14 protein-coding genes are annotated in these 20,857 nt (G+C 31.8%); 9 read left to right on the top strand and 5 right to left on the bottom strand.

Translation table 11 applies throughout. From position 1 onward, the window contains the following. The first annotated feature begins 22 nt into the window (after positions 1 to 22). Genes ACN0WI_RS14655 through apaG form a run of 3 tightly spaced genes read left to right on the top strand, consistent with a single transcriptional unit; the run spans position 23 to position 2,760 of the window. Positions 23 to 1,282, top strand: coding sequence for a DUF5103 domain-containing protein (locus ACN0WI_RS14655; RefSeq protein ID WP_417887795.1), 1,260 nt, complete (start codon positions 23 to 25; stop codon positions 1,280 to 1,282). A gap of 6 nt (positions 1,283 to 1,288) precedes the next feature. Further along, positions 1,289 to 2,365 (top strand): DUF3667 domain-containing protein, encoded by a 1,077-nt coding sequence (locus ACN0WI_RS14650; protein WP_417887794.1) that lies wholly within the window; start codon positions 1,289 to 1,291, stop codon positions 2,363 to 2,365. Positions 2,366 to 2,373: 8 nt separating this feature from the next. Beyond that, entirely contained in the window at positions 2,374 to 2,760 is a 387-nt protein-coding gene (apaG, locus tag ACN0WI_RS14645; RefSeq protein ID WP_417887793.1) for a Co2+/Mg2+ efflux protein ApaG, read from the top strand. Here apaG and ACN0WI_RS14640 read toward each other — a convergent pair. After that, positions 2,729 to 3,472: an NRDE family protein gene (locus ACN0WI_RS14640; RefSeq protein WP_417887792.1), complete on the bottom strand. Its 744-nt coding sequence runs from the start codon at positions 3,470 to 3,472 to the stop codon at positions 2,729 to 2,731. The genes apaG and ACN0WI_RS14640 overlap by 32 nt on opposite strands. A gap of 140 nt (positions 3,473 to 3,612) precedes the next feature. Between ACN0WI_RS14640 and pruA the strand changes: the two genes are divergently transcribed. Both pruA and ACN0WI_RS14630 read left to right on the top strand, forming a co-directional pair. Beyond that, the gene (gene pruA / locus ACN0WI_RS14635) at positions 3,613 to 5,238 is read left to right on the top strand and encodes an L-glutamate gamma-semialdehyde dehydrogenase (protein WP_417887791.1); all 1,626 of its coding nucleotides are present in this window, start codon (positions 3,613 to 3,615) and stop codon (positions 5,236 to 5,238) included. 173 nt (positions 5,239 to 5,411) lie between these two features. Further along, the gene (locus ACN0WI_RS14630) at positions 5,412 to 10,871 is read left to right on the top strand and encodes a LamG-like jellyroll fold domain-containing protein (RefSeq protein WP_417887790.1); all 5,460 of its coding nucleotides are present in this window, start codon (positions 5,412 to 5,414) and stop codon (positions 10,869 to 10,871) included. A gap of 12 nt (positions 10,872 to 10,883) precedes the next feature. On the opposite strand, the gene rsmG is transcribed toward ACN0WI_RS14630, so the two are convergent. Further along, the gene (rsmG, locus tag ACN0WI_RS14625; protein WP_417887789.1) at positions 10,884 to 11,513 is read right to left on the bottom strand and encodes a 16S rRNA (guanine(527)-N(7))-methyltransferase RsmG; all 630 of its coding nucleotides are present in this window, start codon (positions 11,511 to 11,513) and stop codon (positions 10,884 to 10,886) included. Positions 11,514 to 11,718: 205 nt separating this feature from the next. Between rsmG and ACN0WI_RS14620 the strand changes: the two genes are divergently transcribed. Further along, positions 11,719 to 12,912 carry a pyridoxal phosphate-dependent aminotransferase gene (locus ACN0WI_RS14620; RefSeq protein WP_417887788.1) on the top strand — a complete coding sequence of 398 codons (1,194 nt, stop codon included), beginning with the start codon at positions 11,719 to 11,721 and terminating at the stop codon, positions 12,910 to 12,912. A 161-nt stretch (positions 12,913 to 13,073) separates the two neighbouring features. On the opposite strand, the gene ACN0WI_RS14615 is transcribed toward ACN0WI_RS14620, so the two are convergent. Both ACN0WI_RS14615 and trkA read right to left on the bottom strand, forming a co-directional pair. Then, entirely contained in the window at positions 13,074 to 14,570 is a 1,497-nt protein-coding gene (locus ACN0WI_RS14615; RefSeq protein WP_417887787.1) for a TrkH family potassium uptake protein, read from the bottom strand. Further along, a complete protein-coding gene (gene trkA, locus ACN0WI_RS14610; protein WP_417887786.1) occupies positions 14,570 to 15,919 on the bottom strand; it encodes a Trk system potassium transporter TrkA in 1,350 nt (449 codons plus the stop codon). The genes ACN0WI_RS14615 and trkA overlap by 1 nt, the downstream gene beginning before the upstream one ends. A gap of 136 nt (positions 15,920 to 16,055) precedes the next feature. On the opposite strand from trkA, the gene ubiE reads away from it, so the two are divergent. Both ubiE and ACN0WI_RS14600 read left to right on the top strand, forming a co-directional pair. Then, positions 16,056 to 16,784, top strand: coding sequence for a bifunctional demethylmenaquinone methyltransferase/2-methoxy-6-polyprenyl-1,4-benzoquinol methylase UbiE (gene ubiE / locus ACN0WI_RS14605; RefSeq protein WP_417887785.1), 729 nt, complete (start codon positions 16,056 to 16,058; stop codon positions 16,782 to 16,784). 4 nt (positions 16,785 to 16,788) lie between these two features. Continuing rightward, entirely contained in the window at positions 16,789 to 17,499 is a 711-nt protein-coding gene (locus ACN0WI_RS14600; RefSeq protein WP_417887784.1) for a porin family protein, read from the top strand. A 3-nt stretch (positions 17,500 to 17,502) separates the two neighbouring features. On the opposite strand, the gene ACN0WI_RS14595 is transcribed toward ACN0WI_RS14600, so the two are convergent. Further along, a complete protein-coding gene (locus ACN0WI_RS14595) occupies positions 17,503 to 18,228 on the bottom strand; it encodes a TrmH family RNA methyltransferase (RefSeq protein WP_417887783.1) in 726 nt (241 codons plus the stop codon). A 39-nt stretch (positions 18,229 to 18,267) separates the two neighbouring features. On the opposite strand from ACN0WI_RS14595, the gene ACN0WI_RS14590 reads away from it, so the two are divergent. Continuing rightward, entirely contained in the window at positions 18,268 to 20,835 is a 2,568-nt protein-coding gene (locus ACN0WI_RS14590) for a BamA/TamA family outer membrane protein (protein WP_417887781.1), read from the top strand. The last annotated feature ends 22 nt before the right edge of the window (positions 20,836 to 20,857 follow it).

The following is a 20,857-nucleotide window of genomic DNA, read 5'->3' as shown; positions in this document are numbered from 1 at the left end:
TATTTTACTATAATTTTAAAGCATGAAAAAATCATTTTTTTTTATAAGCCTGTTAGTTTTTGGTTTTCAAGTAATCGGGCAAACAGCTACAGAAGTCTTACCTCCTAATTATATTAGGACTGTTTCTTTATCTGGAACTGAAAACGAACCAACCAATAAAACAAACCCTAGTATTCCTCTTAATTCAACGTTAACATTAACCTTTGACGATTTAATTGGAGATGAAGCAGATTATTTTTACACTATACAACATTACAATTACAACTGGGAACCTTCTCAACTTGCTAAAAATGAGTTTTTAGAAGGTATAGATGATGTCCGAATTATAAATTATAAAAATTCCTACAACACACTTCAACCCTACTCACATTATAAACTTCAAATTCCTAACAAGTACACCAAAGCTTTAAAAGTTTCAGGGAATTATATGTTATCTGTATATAATGAAAATAAAGAATTAGTATTTTCAAGAAAATTTATGGTCTTCGAGGATAAACTTCCTGTTGCTGCTAGCATTGTTAGAGCTAGAAATTTAAACTATATTCAAACAAAACAGTTGGTCAATTTTAAAATCATCACCAAAAATTTCGCAATAAAACGTCCGGAACAAACCATTAAAATTCTTATAACTCAAAACGATAATTTAAAAACAGCTATTAAAAATATAAAACCACAATATACACTTGGGAATGAACTTATTTATAAATACGATTTACCAACATCATTTTATGGTGGTAACGAATATTTGAAGTTTGACACTAAAGATTTACGCGGAACTAACGCCGCTATTTCTCATATCAGTTTAGATGAATTATACCACCACTATTTAACATTAGATTTATCTAGAGAATCTACACCATACACCTATAACCCGGACATTAACGGCAATTATATTGTGCGACAATTAAACGCTGAAAATTCTGAAATTGAAGCTGAATATACTTGGGTTCATTTTCAACTAAAAAATTACGAGTCTATTGGCAAAGGTAAACTACATATTTATGGTGCTTTTAATAATTTCACAATCGATGAAAGCACTACGCTTTACTTAAATGAAGAAACCGGATTTTATGAAACAGCCAGACTTTTTAAACAGGGATATTACGATTACAAATATGTATTAGTAAAAGAAGACAATAATATAGATGAAGGTTTTATAAGCGGAAACTACGATGAAACCGAAAATAATTATAAAATTTTAGTCTATTATCGAGATATCGGTGGTCGATACGATCAATTAATTGGGATTGGAGCTGCGAACTCTAAAAACTTACGTAATTAATCCAAAATGAATAAAAAAGAGATAGCTTTCTATAAAAATTATAGTTGCCTAAATTGCCACACTCCACTACGCGAAACCGATAAGTTTTGTCCAAACTGTGGGCAAGCAAGAATTGAAAAAAAATTATCTTTTAAAGACCTTTTATCCGAATTATTCTCTGGTTTATTTGCTTACGATTCTCGATTTATACGGACACTTAGAGTTTTGCTTTTTAAGCCCGGAAAAATATCTAAAGATTATATTGAAGGGAAACGCATGCGCTATGTTAATCCCTACCGATTTTTTCTGACTACTGCTATCGTATTTTTTTTAATCTACGGATTTGACTCGTCTTTGAACATACCCAATATGTCTTCTAATCAGCAAGAGGTAATTCAAGAAATCGACAGTATCAACACACAAAATAAGGTAGCTCTTCAATTAGAAGGTTTACCCACAACTCAGCTAGATTTTTTAATTAAAAAGCCAGAATCAAAAGTAAAAAACTATAAAGATTTTTTGCTTTCTCAAGAAGAAATCGATTCATTAACAACAACAAAATCGTTCCTTTCAAAAATTAAATTATTCAATTTATACTTTGAAGAAACTAAAAATTCGTTTCCAGAAGCTGCTCTTAACGAACTCAATATAGAAAATTCAGCTTACAACCGATGGTTGTATAAAAAAGTAACTGATTTTAATCTTTTAAAACAAAATCCGCAGTTATTTGTAAATTACCTAATAGGCAAACTTCCCTTTATAATTTTCTTATTTCTGCCTGTTTTCACTCTTTTTATAAGTCTACTTTATTTGCGTTCAAACTATAATTATATGGAGCATCTAACTTTTAGCTTCCATACGCAAAGTATGTGTTTTATGTTATATAGCTTAGCACTTACAATCGATATTCTAAGTAAAAGTGATATCGCTACAAATATTGCTCATATTATTTTTATTGGTTATTTATATAAAGGGTTACGAAATTTTTACAATCAAGGTAGATTTAAAACCCTTGTTAAATTTATACTACTCAATACTATATTTTTTATATTAGCCATAATTATGGGCTTATTATCTTTATTTGGATCTTTTGCATTTTTTTGATAACAATTATGATAGAACAAATCACTCAAGGAATTAGAATTGCAGTATGCACATACTTTAAAGGTATATTCTATCATCAAAAACAAGAAAAATTTGCTTTTGGTTATCATATAACTATTGAGAATCATAGCAATGATGTTGTCCAATTACAATCTCGATTTTGGACTATAAAAGATGCTCTAAACAATAAAGAATATATAGAAGGTGAAGGCGTTATTGGCAAAAAACCAGTAATTAACCCTGGAGAAAAACATAGTTACCATAGCGGATGCCTTTTAAATACGGCTTTTGGTTCTATGAAAGGATATTATAACATGGTAAATTTCACTTCTACTCGTAAAGTTAAAGTAATTATTCCTTCTTTTAAACTGAGTGCTCCTTTTGCATTAAATTAGACAAGTCTAAAAATGTTAGTTTTCCAGTTGAAAGATCTTCATACTTAAAATGTTGCTTTTTTTCACTAATTTCAATTTGGGAGATACTTTGGGTTTTTAAAAAACCACGATCTACCACTAAATTTGTTTCAGGATTCCCTTCTCCGGCATTATGATGAAAATTCCACAATGCTTCAGCACTTATTCCTTTTTTATTTAAGTTTTCGGCAAACCAATTTTGTCGTTTTTGATGCATGTTTTTATCATATAAAGGTGAAGAAGACCAAATAGCAGGTTTATTATCAATTATACTTTGATGTAAATCGGTTCCATCCCAAACCAATTGCCAGCCTTTACATGTTTTTTCAAATTCAACCACTAACAGTGTAAAAGGTTCTATTCCTAGAAAATTATAATCTTTCGTAAAATCAATAAAGTTTTCAGTAGCTAAAAATTCTTTTACAACTACTCCTCTACTTTTTCGATAAGGCGGATTTCGTTTATGAGCTTTAAAACCGCCATTCATAATTCCCACCACTCTTTTTCGACTACTAATACCTAACCAAGTTCCCCCTGCTACTCCATCTTTCGGAAATACCATTCCCACCCCTTCTTCAGTTTTACAACTTGGCGGAAATGTTTCTCGACCTATAGCTTCATCCCTATTAAAAGTTATTAAAAATGAATTCAATTCTGAAGCCTCAATATTCGGTATAAAAGTGACGGTACACATAAAATTTTCTTAATCATGAAGTATGAATTTACAAAAAAAGTTAAGCTTTAGTGAATCCGCAATTAAGATTCTACATTACAGTAAGATTTTCATACCTTTAAAAAAGAAACTAATAAGAATCAAAAAATTTAAATAATATTATGGGAAAAGGATTTTTTCATGTTCCAAAAGCACAAAACGAACCAGTAAAAACATATGCTCCAGGATCCCCTGAAAGAGAAGAAGTATTACTTACTTATAAAGAATTATACAATACTAAAGTAGATGTCCCTCTTTATATAGGATCTGAAGAAATAAAAACAGGAAAAACAGCTACTATAAACCCACCTCACGATCATAAACATGAATGTGGTGTATATCATTTAGCTGAAAAAAAACATATTGAAAAAGCTATTGATACAGCCTTAGAGGCTAGAAAAAAATGGGCTAAATTAGAATGGGAACAAAGAGCTGCTGTTTTTTTAAAAGCAGCCGATTTGATTTCTGGACCCTACCGCCAAAAAATGAATGCTGCTACTATGATTGGGCAATCCAAAACAGTTTATCAAGCCGAAATTGATTCAGCAGCAGAGATTTGTGACTTTCTACGTTTTAACGTAGAATATATGTCTGATCTTTATAATGAACAGCCTAACTCTTCAGATGGAAACTGGAATCGTATAGAATACAGACCGTTAGAAGGTTTTGTTTATGCAATAACCCCATTTAACTTTACGGCTATTTCTGGTAACTTACCTGCCAGTGCTGCATTAATGGGTAATGTAGCTGTTTGGAAACCTAGTGATAGCCAAATGTTATCTGCTCAAGTTATAATGGAAGTATTTAAAGAAGCAGGTGTACCTGATGGTGTTATTAATATGGTTATGGGAGACCCTGAAATGATTACAGATACTGTATTAGCTAGTCCGGATTTTGCAGGAATTCATTATACAGGTAGTACAGCTGTATTTAAAAATATTTGGGCTAAAATTGGTAATAATATTCATACCTATAAATCATATCCAAGAATTGTAGGAGAAACTGGAGGAAAAGATTTTATTATCGCACACCCAACTTCGAACCCAAAACAAGTAGCTACAGCCATAACAAGAGGTGCTTTTGAATATCAAGGCCAAAAATGTAGTGCTGCCTCTAGAGTATATTTACCTAAAAGTTTATGGCCAGAAATTAAAGATTATGTGATTGAAGATATAAAATCCATAAAAATGGGATCTCCAGAAGACCTTTCTAACTTCATGGCAGCAGTAATTCACGAAAAATCATTCGATAAATTATCTTCTTATATTGAGAAAGCTAAAAAAGATGAAGATGCTGAAATTGTGGTAGGTGGTAATTGCGATAAATCTAAAGGATATTTCGTTGAACCAACAGTAATTCTTGCAAAAGATCCGCATTACACAACTATGGAAGAAGAGTTATTTGGTCCTGTTGTAACTATCTATGTATATGAAGATGATAAATGGGAAGAAACATTGCATATATTAGACAATACAAGTGGATATGCCCTTACAGGTGCTGTATTTTCAGCAGATAGATATGAAGCGGCTAGGGCAACTGATATTTTACAAAATTCTGCCGGTAATTTCTACATTAACGATAAACCTACCGGAGCAGTTGTTGGACAGCAGCCATTTGGTGGAGCAAGAGGAAGTGGAACTAACGATAAAGCAGGTTCTAAATTAAATTTAATGCGTTGGATTTCTCCTCGATTAATTAAAGAAACTTTTGTTCCAGCTACGGATTATACTTATCCTCATATGAAATAATTTACAGAAGCTTATAGAAGCTAAAAGCCACTTATTAAAGTGGCTTTTTTTACTTAACTAAAGATTTTTCTTACAAATTATTTTAATTTAAATAAAAAACATTACATTTACGGATTCTAAACCACACTTAATCGAATAACCAGTAGTTTTACAACCCTAAAACTGGTTTATTGATGCGTTTTTTTACCAAGATTTTTTATTTTTCATTAATTACGATAGCATGTATTTTAATATTTGCAGGAAATATATATGCAAATACAAAGCAGAATAGTATTGTAATTAATTTAAATTCTACAGATGTTTCCTGTGCAAATGGAAACGACGGTCGAATAACTACCATGGTTTCAGGCGGAACCGGAAATTACACCTATCAATGGTCAAGTTCTAATTCTTTTACAGCTGAAGTTAAAGATATCGAAAACTTAAGTGCAGGCATTTATACTCTTGTTGTTACGGATGATGAAAATAATTCTTCTGAAAGAACTATTACCATTAATGAACCCCAAGTTCTTACAATGCAAAATCCTACGGTTAGCAACATTTCTTGTAACGGAAATAACGACGGATCGATTACGGCAGGTTCTGTTAATGGTGGTACGGCACCGTATCAATACTCAATAAATAGCACTGACTTTCAAACCAGTCCTAATTTTGAGCAATTAAAAGCTGGTAATTATTTATTAATTGCTAAAGATGCTAATAACTGTATTATCAGTAAAGAATTTACAATAACACAACCTAGCCGATTATATGCTGAATTTCCAGAAACTACTGAAGTTTCTTGTTATAATAATAATAATAATGACGGAACATTAATAGTAGGTAATATTTATGGTGGTACACCTCCCTTTCTATATTCTGTAGATGGCACTAATTTTTCATCCTCGACTATTTTCGAAAATTTAAATGCAGGTAACTATACTTTAGTGATTAAAGATGCAAACAACTGTATTTTAGAACAAGCTTTCACAATTAATCAGCCTGAACAAATCACTTCTAATTTTTCTAAAACAAATATAAAATGTTACGGAGGATCTTCCGGTAGTATTAGATTTCAAAACAGCAATGGTGGTAGCGGCAATTATGAATATAGTATAGATGGAATTAATTGGTCAGCTTCAAATGTATTTAATAATCTTCAAGAAGGAAGCTATCAACTAAAAATAAGAGATGCTGCTAACCAAAATTGCTCAACAACAATTGCTAAAAACATAGAAATTACAGAACCTACAAATCCTTTAACTGTAACCTCAACAAGTACAAGAACTACATTCTTTAACACTCCAACAGGAACGGCTACAGTTTATCCTTCAGGAGGAACTCCTGGTTATACTTATCAATGGAGAATTAAAGGTACTTCTGAGATTATAACCACTACAAAAACAGCTCAGCATCTTAACTCTGGAGATTATGAAGTAACCATTATCGACAATAATGGTTGTTCAGAAATTATTACAGTAAAAGTTAATGAAATTCTATATACAGAAATATTACCAACTTCCGTTTGTGAAGACAATCCTATACGTATTTCATATTTTGAAATATTAAATGGCTCTGCTCAAGGTGGTGTAGCTCCTTATACCTATAAATGGGATTATGGAGATCATGAAAGCGCAAGTAGCTACACAAATTCCGGACCTAATCGAGTTGTTTACGCCAATGATGGAAACTATAAAATAAAATTAACAGTAACCGATGCGGAAGGTTTCAGTAATGAGTTTTTTTACGACCAATATGTAGGTGAGTGTTTTATTGATAATTGTGGATCTAATGATTTTGATTTAGGTGGTTTTTTTATTGGAGACGAAAACGGAAATGAAATCACTATTGCAAATTGTAACGATAATAGCTTAAAGTATATCTATATTCTGTTAGATCAGAATCCTAGCCGATATTCGCTGTATACTGAATTTAAATATACTGTTAAAAGTATAAAAACCGGAATCACCAAATCTTACAGAACGAGTAACTGCTTTTATGAAAAACAAGTAATTCCTTCTGTAGCTAAAACAATCCCTATTGAATACACTTGTGGTGATGAAGTTACAATAGAAAACATTTATGTTAAATTTTCTAATAAAAAAGATAGATCCTGTGGACAAAGTCAGAATCCTAAATGTTATTCTACAGATAACGATCAAATAATCTCTACACCATTGTTTGCAGAAGCACAAGGTTATGAATTAAAATGTTACGACTCTAAATTAGGTTCAATAACTGTTGTCGCTAATGGAGGAAAAGCACCTTATCAATACAGTATTACTGGAGCAGATTCTGGGTATCAAATCAGTAGCAGTTTTAAAATATTAGAAGCTGGAGATTATTCCGTTTGGGTTAAAGATTCAGAAGGAACAATTTATAAAATTCCGTCTGTTACTATCACACAACCCGAATTTCCTATAACTATAGAATTCGATATTACGCAACCTAAATGTGCTGGAGAAACCGGCTCTGTAATTGCCAGTGCAACGGGAGGAACTCCTTTTACAGATACTAATAGAGATCCATATAATTACATCTGGAATACTCCTAATAACGATACAACAAAAGAGGTAAAAAATTTAAAACCAGGAACATATACCCTGACGGTTTTAGATGCCTATGATTGTCAAGCTATTAAAAGTTTTGAAATTAAAGCACCTCAACAATTATCTACAGCTAATGCTGGAGAACCTATTTCGCTAGATTGCGGTTATAATAGCATTATACTAAATGGAAAAACACCTCAAGTAGGCAACGGACTTTGGAGTGTTGTTTCAGGTCCAAATAATTATAATTTTAAAGATAATACTGATCCTAATACTACTTTCAGTGGAGATCCTGGTTTATATACACTGAGATGGACTATTTTTAATGACAACTGTTCTAATTTTAAAGATGTAACAATTGAAATAGCTGAACCTTGCAATACAGTAGATTTTGATGGTATAGACGATCATATTTTCTTAGGAACTGCAGACTTCAGTCAGCTTCAATCCGGTTTTACAATAGAGGCTTGGGTTAAAACAATCAGTAATAAAAGTATTCAAAATATAATAGCTAATGATGAATATAGTTTGTTACTTAAAGATGGTTCGCCTGCTTTTAAGTATCAAAATAATTCTATAGTTACTCCACATAAATTAAAAGTAGGTAAATGGCATCATATTTCAGTATTATTCGATGGTACCAGTTATTATTTATATGTAGATGGAATTCAATTATTAAAAACTGAAGAAAACGCAAATTTTATAATTCCTACTACTCCATTTTTAATAGGTGCATCACAAGATCTTTCCAATGAGAAACAGGCTAAAGATTTTTTTAGAGGTTCTATTCAAGAAGTAAGAATATGGAATAAAAAATTAAGTGAAAATCAACTTCATTTTCTAATGAATCAACGTTTGGTAGCGGAAAGTAATCCATTAAAAGGAACTATTTTACCAAAGGCTGTACCTGAAAATCTTTCATGGAATAACTTAATAGTTTATTTACCACTTCAAAATTCTGAAAATTTTATAGATGGTAAAATAAAAGACATTACCGGAAATATATTAGGAGCGACTATTCGAAATACTCATTCAGCACAAGAAAACAGCGCCCCCCTTCCTTACATTATGAATCAGCGAAATAGTTCTTGGAACAACCCTTCATCTTGGTTAGTTCCTGATAATGCTTTTGGTGATAATATAACTATTAATGATGTATGGCAAATCCCAGGAAGCTACGGAATAGATAATACTAATAAAGTAAATTGGAATATCATTGAAATTTCAAAATCTACAACTTTCCCATATGTTAATGAAACAAACTATTTACAAATATTAGGCTTGTTTGTAAATCAAGATGCTACTTTAACTATGGATGGTAATAGTCTACAAAATGACGGATCCGGAACAGCACTTATTATTACCGATTATTTAAAGCTAGATGGAATTATAGATTTAAATGGAGAATCTCAATTAGTACAAACTCAAAATAGCACATTAGATAACTCAAGTTTGGGATATCTAACAAGAGATCAAAAAGGTACTGCCAATTCTTTTAATTATAATTACTGGACTTCTCCTGTGAGTTCTCGGGGAGTTAATGGAGGCTTTACATTAGCTGAAGTCTTAAAAGATGCTACTAATCCTGAAAATATTCTAGATATTAATTTTGGAACTGCTCATACATGGGCAGATTCTAAAAATTATAGCGGTCCAAAACGAATAAGTACATTTTGGCTTCATACATTTCAGCAAACAGCCAATAATTATTATGGTTGGAAAAGATTTAATCAAAACCAACTCTTAAAAACAGGTATTGGATTCTCTATGAAGGGAACCTCTGGGGATATTCCTATTTCAACAAAACAAAATTACACATTTAAGGGGTTACCCAATAATGGAGAAATAAAACTTTATAGTAAGCCAGGTGATAACTTCTTATTAGGAAATCCATATCCTTCAGCAATAAATTTAAAAGATTTTATTTTAGATAATCTTGATAAAAATACTGTAGCTAACGCAAGAGGTGATAAAAATTTATTCAATGGCAATATTTATCTCTGGGATCACTTTGGCCCTAGAAACTCTCATTACTTAAGAGAATACGTTGGTGGCTATGCTACGGTAAATTTAATTGGCGGTATTCCTGCAATAGCAAATAATGAACGGATTAATACGACTAATGAAACTAGTGAGAAAACTCCAGGTATTATTTTACCAATCGGACAGGGATTTTTCATCAATAGCACTATTGATCCATCTAACGAAATTACAATCTCTGAAGGAAATATTACTTTTAATAATAGCCAACGTTTATTTGCTAAAGAATTTGAGAATGCTGAATCTGTTTTTTTAAAACCAGAATTTGTAGAAAAATCGCATCATATTAATAACAAAGATCAACGTAGAAAAATTAGATTAAATTTCAATTCTCCTGGAGGTATGCGCAGGCAAATAATTGTTGGAGAAGATCCAAATACAACAAGTGGATATGATTTAGGATACGATGCTCCTATTTACGATCTTCAAAAAGAAGATATGTATTGGATTATTAACAAAAACGATGCAATGGTTATTCAAGGAGTTCCTGATTTTAATAATGAAAGGATTCTAGACCTAGGTGTTATAATTAATGAAAGTAAAGAATTTAATATAGAAGTAATTGCACTAGAAAATATTGGAGAGGAATTGAATGTATACCTTCTCGACAAAACAGATAGTACTTATTTCGATTTAAAAAAAGGAAATTACAAGACTATTTTACAGCCTGGAGAATACAACGATACCTTTGCTATTACTTTTTCAAGAGTAGAATCCGCAGAAGAACCACAAGAAGAAGAAACTCAGAACCCCGAAAAAGAAGAACCTATAGAAGAGGGACAGGAAGAAGAACCGGAAATACCTGATTCCACAAAAAATTCTTTAGGTCTAAAGATTTATTACATAACAGATGAAAATACTATATATATTGAAAACCCTAGGTTAGAAAAACTAAACAAATTATTAATTTACGATTTAAAAGGAAGCCTTATAAATGTTTATGAAAACATCCCCATTCAGGAAATAGTACGGTATAGCATGAATCATCCAAAAAGTACAGCTCCTTATTTATTAAAACTATATGCTGAATCTCAAATAATCAATAAAAAAATTATAAAACGCTAGATGCATAATTCCCTAACCTCTATATTTTAGAGGAAGGTGAACCACTTTCTTGGTATCAAAGAATTCTTCTTCAAAATAGTCACTTAATTCATAAATAGTGGCAGTTTGGTAATCAGAAAGTTCTTCAGAAAGATCACCTCCTTTTAAATATAGTATCCCATTTTTTAATTCATGGTTACTTTTTTTCTTAATCTTACCTTTTGTCCAGTGAACAAAGGTTGGCATTGCAGCTACGGCTCTACTAATAATAAAATCGTATTTTCCGTTAACATTTTCAATCCTATCATTTGTGGTCTTCACATTAGTTAACCCCAAACCAGCTACAACTTCTTCTACAACCTTCATTTTTTTACCAATAGAGTCTACAAGATGAAAATTCGTTTCAGGAAATAAAATGGCAAGTGGAATGCCCGGAAAACCTCCACCTGTACCAACATCTACAATATCTGCCCCAGGATTAAAAGCCTGTATCTTAGCTATTCCTAAAGAATGAAGAACATGCCGTAAATACAACTCATCAATATCTTTACGAGAAACAACATTTATTTTTAGGTTCCAATCCTTATATAACGTCTCTAACTCTTTAAAATAAGAAACTTGCTGTGGCGTTAAATCTTTAAAATATTTATGTAGTAAATCCAAATTGAACGATTTTTAAACAAAATTAGAAATTTAGTACGAAAATGAGGATTTAATTCGTTTCAGAAAATTAATATTTTACCTTTGAAATAATAATTATCAATTTGAATACAAATTTCTAAAATAGCTTATAGTAAATGTAAGTTTACAGGAAATTTCATAAAAGATACACAGTCAATTATAAAATAATTTTATCAACTCAACTAAAATGCAAGAAAAACTCTCTGACAGAATTAACAATTTAGCGACTTCACAAACATTAGCAATGGCTGCTAAAGCACGTGAATTAAGAGCCGAAGGTAAAGATGTGATTGGGCTATCACTAGGAGAGCCAGATTTTAATACTCCAGATTTTATTAAAGATGCGGCTATCCAGGCTATCAACGACAACTATAATTCATACACCCCTGTTGATGGTTATGTAGAATTAAAAGATGCAATTATCACTAAATTTAAACGTGATAATAACCTTACATATACCTATCCACAAATTGTAGTATCAACAGGAGCAAAACAATCGTTAGCAAATGTAGCTCTTGCGGTTTTAAATAAAGGTGATGAAGTTATTCTTCCATGTCCTTATTGGGTAAGTTATGCTGAAATTGTAAAATTAGCAGAAGGAGTACCGGTAGAAGTACCTACTACGCACGAAACTAATTTTAAAATTACACCAGAACAACTAGAAGCAGCTATAACTTCTAAAACAAAAATGATTTGGTATAGCTCACCATGTAACCCAAGTGGAATGGTGTATACAAAAGAGGAATTAAGAGGCTTAGCTGATGTATTAGCAAAATATCCAGACATTATTGTAGTTAGTGATGAAATTTACGAACACATTAATTATATAGGCGATTATGCTTCTATGGCCGAGTTCGAGGATATGTACGATCGTACCGTAACTGTCAACGGAGTTGCAAAAGCATTTGCTATGACAGGCTGGAGAATAGGTTATATTGGAGCGCCTGCTTGGATAGCACGTGCCTGCAACAAACTACAAGGTCAGGTAACTAGTGGTGCCAACTGTATTGCTCAACGAGCAGTAATCACAGCTTTAGAAGCACCAGTTAGCAAAATTAGTTACATGGTTGAGAAATTTAAATCCAGAAGAACACTCATTCTTGATCTTTTAAATGAAATTGAAGGTTTTGTAACCACCGAACCAGAAGGAGCATTTTATGTTTTCCCAAATATTTCTTCTTTTTTCGGAAAAACAATAAAAGGCCATACAATTAATAATGCTACAGATTTTTCTATGTTTTTACTAGAAGAAGCTTTAGTTGCTACAGTAACTGGTGATGCTTTTGGAAATCCGGAATGTATCCGAATTTCTTACGCTGCTAGTGAAGAACAAATTAAAGAAGCTTTACTACGAATTAAAAATGCACTTTCTGAAGCATAATTTTTCGATGTAATTATACAATAGACTAAACCTTCATAAATAAAATTATGAAGGTTTTTTATTGATTATCGATTGTTTTTATTCTAAATTTCTTCAAAAGAAGGTATAGTCGATATGAAGTCTTATTCAACATGAAAATAATACTGAATAAATTCCAGCAGTTATCTATTTCTCCAGAAAAAAGGTGTTAATATAATTAAAACTGTAAATAACTCTAACCGCCCAATTAGCATTAAAAAAGAACACCACCATTTTCCAAAATCGGGTAGTAAATCGAAATTATTTACCGGGCTTAATGCTCCAAAAGCCGGACCTATATTTCCTAATGAAGATGCGGCTCCTCCAATAGCAGTTTCAAAATCTAAACCTAGTGCAGCTAACACTATAGCTCCAATTATAAAAGAAAGCATATAAAGAATAAAGAAACCTTGAATATTAAATACAATATTATCATTTATCGATTTCTTATTAAATCGTACTGGTAGTATAGCATTAGGGTGCAATGTCCGTTTGAACTCTATAAACCCATTTCGAATCATGATAATATGCCGCATTACTTTTACACCTCCAGCGGTACTCCCTGCAGACCCTCCTAAAAAGAACATTCCAAAATAGAAAATCGTTAAAAAAGGAGTCCAAAGTGTATAATCTGCCGATACAAAACCGGTAGTAGTAATTATAGTTAATACTTGAAATAATGAATGCCGAAAAGCGCTTTCACCTTCTCCCCAAACCATTGGATGATCTATTGAAGATATAGAAACATCTGCTTGTGAATAAACTACTATTGCAGAAACTGCTGTAAAAAAAGCTACAAAATAAAAATACCATTTAAACTCGTCGTCTTTTAAAACTCGCTGTACCTTTCCTTTAAATGCAAAGTAACTCATTACAAAATTACTCCCTGCTAAAAACATAAATAGAATAACTATATATTGAATTAATGGTTGATCATTCCAATATGCCATACTTGCATTTTTTGTGGAAAAACCTCCGGTAGAAAGTGTACTAAAAGCATGATTTATAGCATCAAAAAAGCTCATGCCCGCTGCCATTAATAAAATGGTTTCTGCTGCTGTGTAACTTACATAAATAAGCCATAAACGTTTTGCGGTATCTGCAATTCTTGGCTTCAATTTATCGGCACTTGGTCCGGGAGATTCTGCAGCAAAAAGTTGCATCCCCCCTATTCCTAGTAAAGGCAAAATAGCTATTGCAAGAACAATAATTCCCATCCCACCTATCCAATGCGTTAAACTACGCCAAAACAAAATTCCTTTCGGAATTGCTTCAATGTCATTCAGAATAGATGCTCCTGTTGTGGTATACCCAGACATGGTTTCAAAAAAAGCATTCGTAAAATCTGGGATTGCTTTTGTTATAACATAAGGTAATGTACCACTTAGAGTCATAAAAATCCAACCGAAAGTTACAATAATATATCCTTCTCGAACTTTCATTTCCTTACGATGTCCTCGTGTAGTGAACATAAGTATTATTCCTATTAAAAGTGTGATTAAAGTTGCTGTGGAAAGTTGCAAGGTAACCCCATCTTTATATAAAAAACTAATAAGAACCGAAAAGAGCATAAAACCACCATTACACAGCAGCAATACTCCCATTACATGCGTTATGATTTTATAATTAAGCCTAGGCATTATAAAAAGAGTTTTTCTACTTTCTTAATAGATCGTGGTAAACAACAAACTACAATTCTATCGCCCGGCTGAATTAAAAATTCTCCCAAAGCAATAACTCCTTCGCCTTCTCTAATAATTCCACCAATTATAGCAGATCTGGGAAAATCGATATTCTTAATTTTCTTTCTAGCTACTTGGCAACCGGGTTTCACGATAAATTCGAGAAGTTCCGCATTCATATTATTGAGCTTTGTCATAGCTACCACCTCACCTTTACGAATATAACGGAATATAGTATTAGCTGCTAATAGCTTTTTGTTAATTAAAGTATCAATTCCTATCGAGTGACTTAGCTGATAATAATCCATATTCTCTACTAAAGAGATGGTTTTTTTTACACTTTTAGATTTTGCTACCAAACAAGACATAATATTAGTTTCCGAATTACCGGTTACGGCAATAAAAGCATCCATGTCGTGGATATTTTCTTCTTCTAATAATTCAACATTTCGGCCATCTCCATAAATAATTAAAGTCTTTGGTAGCTCATCTGCCAAATCATAAGCTTTTTCTTTGTTGGTTTCTACTAGTTTTACATTGAATCCGTTTTGGCATAAATCTCGAGCTGTTTTTGTTCCGATTTTGCTTCCTCCCAAAATCATCACATTCTTTATATCTTGCTTTTTTTTACCTGTTAGTTTATAAAGTTCTTCTACCCCACTTTTTAACGTAATAAAATAAACCTGATCACCTTCTTTAAACTGAGTATCTCCTCTAGGTATTAATGTATATTGGGTACCAAAACGTTGAATTGCTATGGGGACGAAATTAAGTTGCGGAAATATTCTGGCAGCTTCTTTAACCGTTTTACCTACAAATTCAGCACTCCTAGAAAGGCTTAACCCTATCATGGTTAGCGCTCCTTCTTCAAATTCATAACTATCATTAAAAGCAGACTGATTTAATAATAAACTTATTTCTCTAGCAGCTAATGCTTCTGGAGAAATTAACTCATCTATACCAAATTGAGTAAAACCAATTTCTTCTCGTTGTGCTAAAAATTCAGTATTCGAAATTCGCGCAATAGTTCTTGATGCTCCTAACTGTTTAGCTAAAACACAAGTTGTTATATTAGTGGCCTCGCTAGAAGTTACACCAATAAGCATATCGCAGTATTTAACATTAGACTCTTTCAATATTCGTATTGAAGTAGCATCACCTTTAATGGTACGAATGTCTAAATGAGTATCTGCATATTGCAAATTATCTCTATTGGTATCTATTAAAGTGATATCTTGAGATTCAAAAGAAAGTAATTTTGCTAAATGAAAACCTACTTCTCCTGCACCTGCGATAATTATCTTCATATAACTGCCTAAAATTGTGTAGAAAAGACAAATGTAAGTTATTTTAGACAAATGAAAAATCACTGTGTCACAACATTTCATAAATCAACATCGTGAATTGTATGATATAACTTATATTTGAAGCAAAATTGTAAGAATGAGTAAAATTACGCCTTATAAAGATTCTTCGGAAAGTAAAAAAAAGCAAGTTGAAAAAATGTTCGATAACATCTCGGGCAAATATGATGGATTAAACCGAGTAATCTCTATGGGTACCGATACCGGTTGGCGCAAAAAAGTAGTAAATATGGTTAAAGACCATAATCCAGAAAGAGTTTTAGATATTGCCACAGGAACCGGAGATTTAGCCATTCAAATAGCAGAAGTTGCTTCTGCAAAGAAAATCATTGGTTTAGATTTATCGGAAGGTATGTTAAAGGTTGGACGTAAAAAAATTATGTCTAAAAACCTGCAAACTCAAATAGAAATGGTTCAGGGCGATTCTGAAAACTTGCCTTTTGAAGATCAATCTTTTGATGTTATTACCGTAGCTTTTGGAGTTCGTAATTTTGAAAATTTAGAACTTGGTTTATCTGAAATTTACAGAGTATTAAAAAAAGGAGGGCTTTTTATTGTTTTAGAAACCTCTGTCCCTACTAAATTTCCTTTTAAACAAGGATATGGTATTTATTCTAACTTTGTTCTACCAAATATTGGTAAATTGTTTTCTAAAGATAAAGATGCCTATGCATATTTAAGTAAAAGTGCTGCCGAATTTCCTCATGGTGAAAAATTCAATACTATTTTATCTAAAGTTGGCTTTACAAACATAGCAAACAATCCGCAAACTTTAGGAGTTGCTACAATCTATAATGCATCAAAATAAATCTATGAAGCGTTATTTAGCTATTTTTATTTTTCTATTTACTATTGTAGAAACACATGCTCAACTCTTCACCAAAGAGCATGTTAAATATGGTGTAAAACTAGATGAAAAGCGTTGGTCCTGGGGATATTTTTTAGGGTTTAATGTATATGATTTTAATTTCGATTACAAATCGTACGATGACAATCCATACAGAGGACAAGATTTACAGGTTGAGCGAAACATCGGTTTTAATGTTGGTTTGTTAGGAAATTTAAAGCTTCATAAAAATATCGATTTACGATTACAACCCGGTGTGAATTTCAATTCTCGTAGTTTTAAACCAGCTGGTTACTCGTCTAGTGAGACATATCGAGAGATTAGATCAACTTACGTACACATTCCTTTACTATTAAAAATATCTACTAACCGAGTAAATAATTTTAAACCATTTATAGAAGGCGGATTTTCGTATTCTATAAATTTAGCGAGTAATGAAGATAGCCCAGATGATAATTCTAACGGACAATTTAGAATGACAACTCATAATTATTATTATGAACTTGGTATTGGGATTGATTTTTATTTATACTACTTTAAATTTTCTCCATCTATTCGAGGTGTTTTTGGTTTAAACGACGAGCTTGTTCGAGATAATAATCCAAATAGTATTTATACTGGAAATGTAGCTAAAATGACATCGAATGCCGTTTTTATTAACTTTACTTTTCAGTAAAAATCACATTCCTCTTCGGAATTCACTCAAAAAGATGGCTGTAGCTGTAGCTACATTTAAACTTTCTGTTTTTTGCTGATTACCAAATTGTGGAATACTAATTTTTTGAGTGACCATTTTTTCTATGGGTAAAGAAACTCCATTAGCCTCATTTCCCATTACTAAAATTCCGGATTCGTTTAATTCAGTTTTATAAACATTTTCACCTTCCATAAAAGTGCCATATATAGGTATTTGTTTAGACTCTAAAAAAACTGGCAAATCAGTATACTGTATTTTTACACGAGCAATAGACCCCATGGTAGATTGTATAACTTTAGGGTTATAACAATCTACTGTATCTGTAGAGCATACTAAATTAGTGATTCCGAACCAATCGCACAGTCGTATTATCGTTCCTAAATTACCAGGGTCACGAACACCATCTAAGGCTAAAGTTAATCCTTGCACTTCTTTTATTTCAGAATTTTGAATTTTAAAAAGCGCAAGAGCGGTTTGTGGTGTTTTTAAAAAACTAACCTTTTTTAGAGATTTTAAATCTACAATTGCTGTTTTTTCTTCGGGTGCATCAAAAATAGCTTCAGTAGTAAACAAATGCTCTAAGGGAATTGAAGCTGCTAACAGCTCACGAATTACTTTAATTCCTTCAGCAACAAAAATTCCATTTCGTTGTCTATATTTTTTTTGAGCAAGACTCGTTATTAATTTAATTTGGCTTTTACTAACCATGCAAAAAATGTATTTTTGATTTCTTTAAAAAACAATTATTTGAAAAGACTCTTTGCAAAAATATCATTATTTTTTTTACCAATTCTAGTACTTTACTCTTGCAATACTGTAAAACGCTTAGATGGAGATGATCTTTTACTAAAAAAAAATAATATTGTTATAAATGGCGAGACATCTACTAATAGCAGCGTTTATAATTTATTGGAACAAAAACCAAACACACGTTTTTTAGGCTTTCCATTTCGTTTGCATTTTTACAATTTGGCGCGCCCTAATATAGATTCTATTTTAAGTAAAAAATATGTTGAAGATACAGTAAAACAGAAGCGTTTAATCCGAAAATTATCAAAAAAGCAATTTGATAAATATATTGAAAGTCGAAAAAATTTCAATAAATGGATTAAAAAAACTGGAGAAGCTCCGGCAATTGTTAATAAAAATAAAATTGAAGAATCTAAAGCTGAATTAGAGTCTTATTACTGGAATAATGGTTGGTTTAATGTAAAAACCACTTCAAAAATTACTGAATTAGATAAAGAAAAACGAGCTCAAGTAACGTATACTATTGAAACAGGAAAACCGTACCAAATAGATTCTATAAAAACGCTTATAGAAGCGCCGGTTTTGGATTCAATTTATAAAGAGCATCAAGAAAATTCTTTTATAAAAAAGAGAAAACAATATAAAACATTAGATTTCAATGCAGAGCGCGAACGCTTAACTAGATTGTTCAGAAATAACGGTATTCATAATTTCGAACAGGAATTAATTACGTTCGATGCTGATACTATACAGACCAACCACAATGTAAATACCACACTCCGAATTCAGGATTTACAAGCTAATGAAGGTAATACCGATACGCTACAAACTTTTAAAGTTCAACATATAAGCCGGGTAAACATTATTACAGATTATGAATTTGCGAACAAAAATGCTCCTTTATTAGATAGTGCACAAGTCGGAAATTATTACTTATATAGTTACGATAAGTTAGCATTTAAACCAGAAGCTATTACAGATGCTATATTTATTCGTCCGGACAAAAAATATAGAGATATTGATAGAAACCGAACCTATAGCCGTTTAAATTCCTATCAGGTTTTCAAGTACCCTAACATTCAATACATGCCAGATCCGGCAGACACTACAGATACAAAACTAATTACCAACATCTTTTTAACTCCTCAAAAAAAATATTCGTTAGGTTTCGATTTTGACCTTTCTCAATCAAATATTCAAAAATTTGGGATTGGTTTTGGCGGATCTTTTTTAATTCGGAATATATTTAGAAGAGCTGAAAATCTTCAAATTTCTGCTAGAGGAAGTATAGGATCTTCAAAAGATGCCGTTTCTAATAAAAATCAAGATCAATTTTTTGATATTACTGAAATTGGTGCTGACATTAGCTTAACCTTACCCAGAATTTTCTTTCCATTAAATACCGACAAGGTTATTCCTAAATATATGGCTCCTTTTACAGCTATTAGCTTTGGGGTGAGTACTCAGAAAAACATAGGACTAGATAAGCAAAATTTAACTGGAAAATTTAGTTATAAATGGAATCCTTCAAAAAATTTAACAAATAGTTTCGAGCTTTTGGATATTCAATATGTTCGAAATTTAAATACCGATAATTATTTTAATGTATATAGAAGTTCTTATAACGATCTAAATGAGATTGCAAATCAGGAAACTGTAACTACAAATTCGGCATATTTTAATACTAATGGCAATTTAAGTATCCCTAACGGAATCGAGAGTTTTATTGCCGACATACGTAATAATAATACAACCACTACTGGACTAACCAGTGGAGAGACTAATATTGTTAGAAATATTGATGAACGAAAACTACGACTCACAGAAAATAATTTAATTTACGCTTCTAGCTATACCTATTTATGGAATACAAAAGAAAATTTGTATGACCAAGAATTTACTAGATTCCGCTTTAAAATAGAAGCAGCAGGAAATTTTTTATCGGCAGTTTCTAAAATTTCCGGTTTAAATAAAAACAACAATGGTAATTACGAGATTCTAGGTGTTAACTTCTCTCAATATATAAAACCGGAAATTGATTTTATAAAACACTGGGATTTGGGACACGATAATATATTAGCTTTCCGATCTTTTGGTGGGGTTGCTATCCCATACGAAAATGCAAATAGCATTCCATTTACACGTAGTTTTTTTGCCGGTGGACCTAACGATAATAGGGCTTGGCAAGCATACGATTTAGGACCTGGTAGTAGCGGTGGAAGAAATGAATTTAATGAAGCAAACATGAAACTGGCTTTTAATTTAGAACATCGCTATAATTTATTTGGATCATTAAATAGCGCATTTTTTATTGATGCAGGTAATATTTGGAATGTGTTAGATATAGTTGAAGACGATGCTTCTACATTTACCTCCTTGTCCGATTTAAAAGAAATCGCAATAGGTTCTGGCTTCGGACTTCGATACGATTTTAATTTTTTCATTTTAAGATTCGATATTGGGTTTAAAACCTATAATCCAGCAAGGACACTTGGCAATAGATGGTTCAAAGAATATAATTTTGCACATGCTGTTTATAATGTTGGTATCAATTATCCCTTTTAACCCATATTATTTTCTTAATTTT

Source organism: Zunongwangia sp., from assembly GCF_048269745.1.
In the GTDB taxonomy this organism is placed as follows: Bacteria; Bacteroidota; Bacteroidia; order Flavobacteriales; family Flavobacteriaceae; genus Zunongwangia.
The sequence above is the reverse complement of the archived record's forward strand: the minus strand, read 5'-3'. Positions and strand labels throughout refer to the sequence as shown.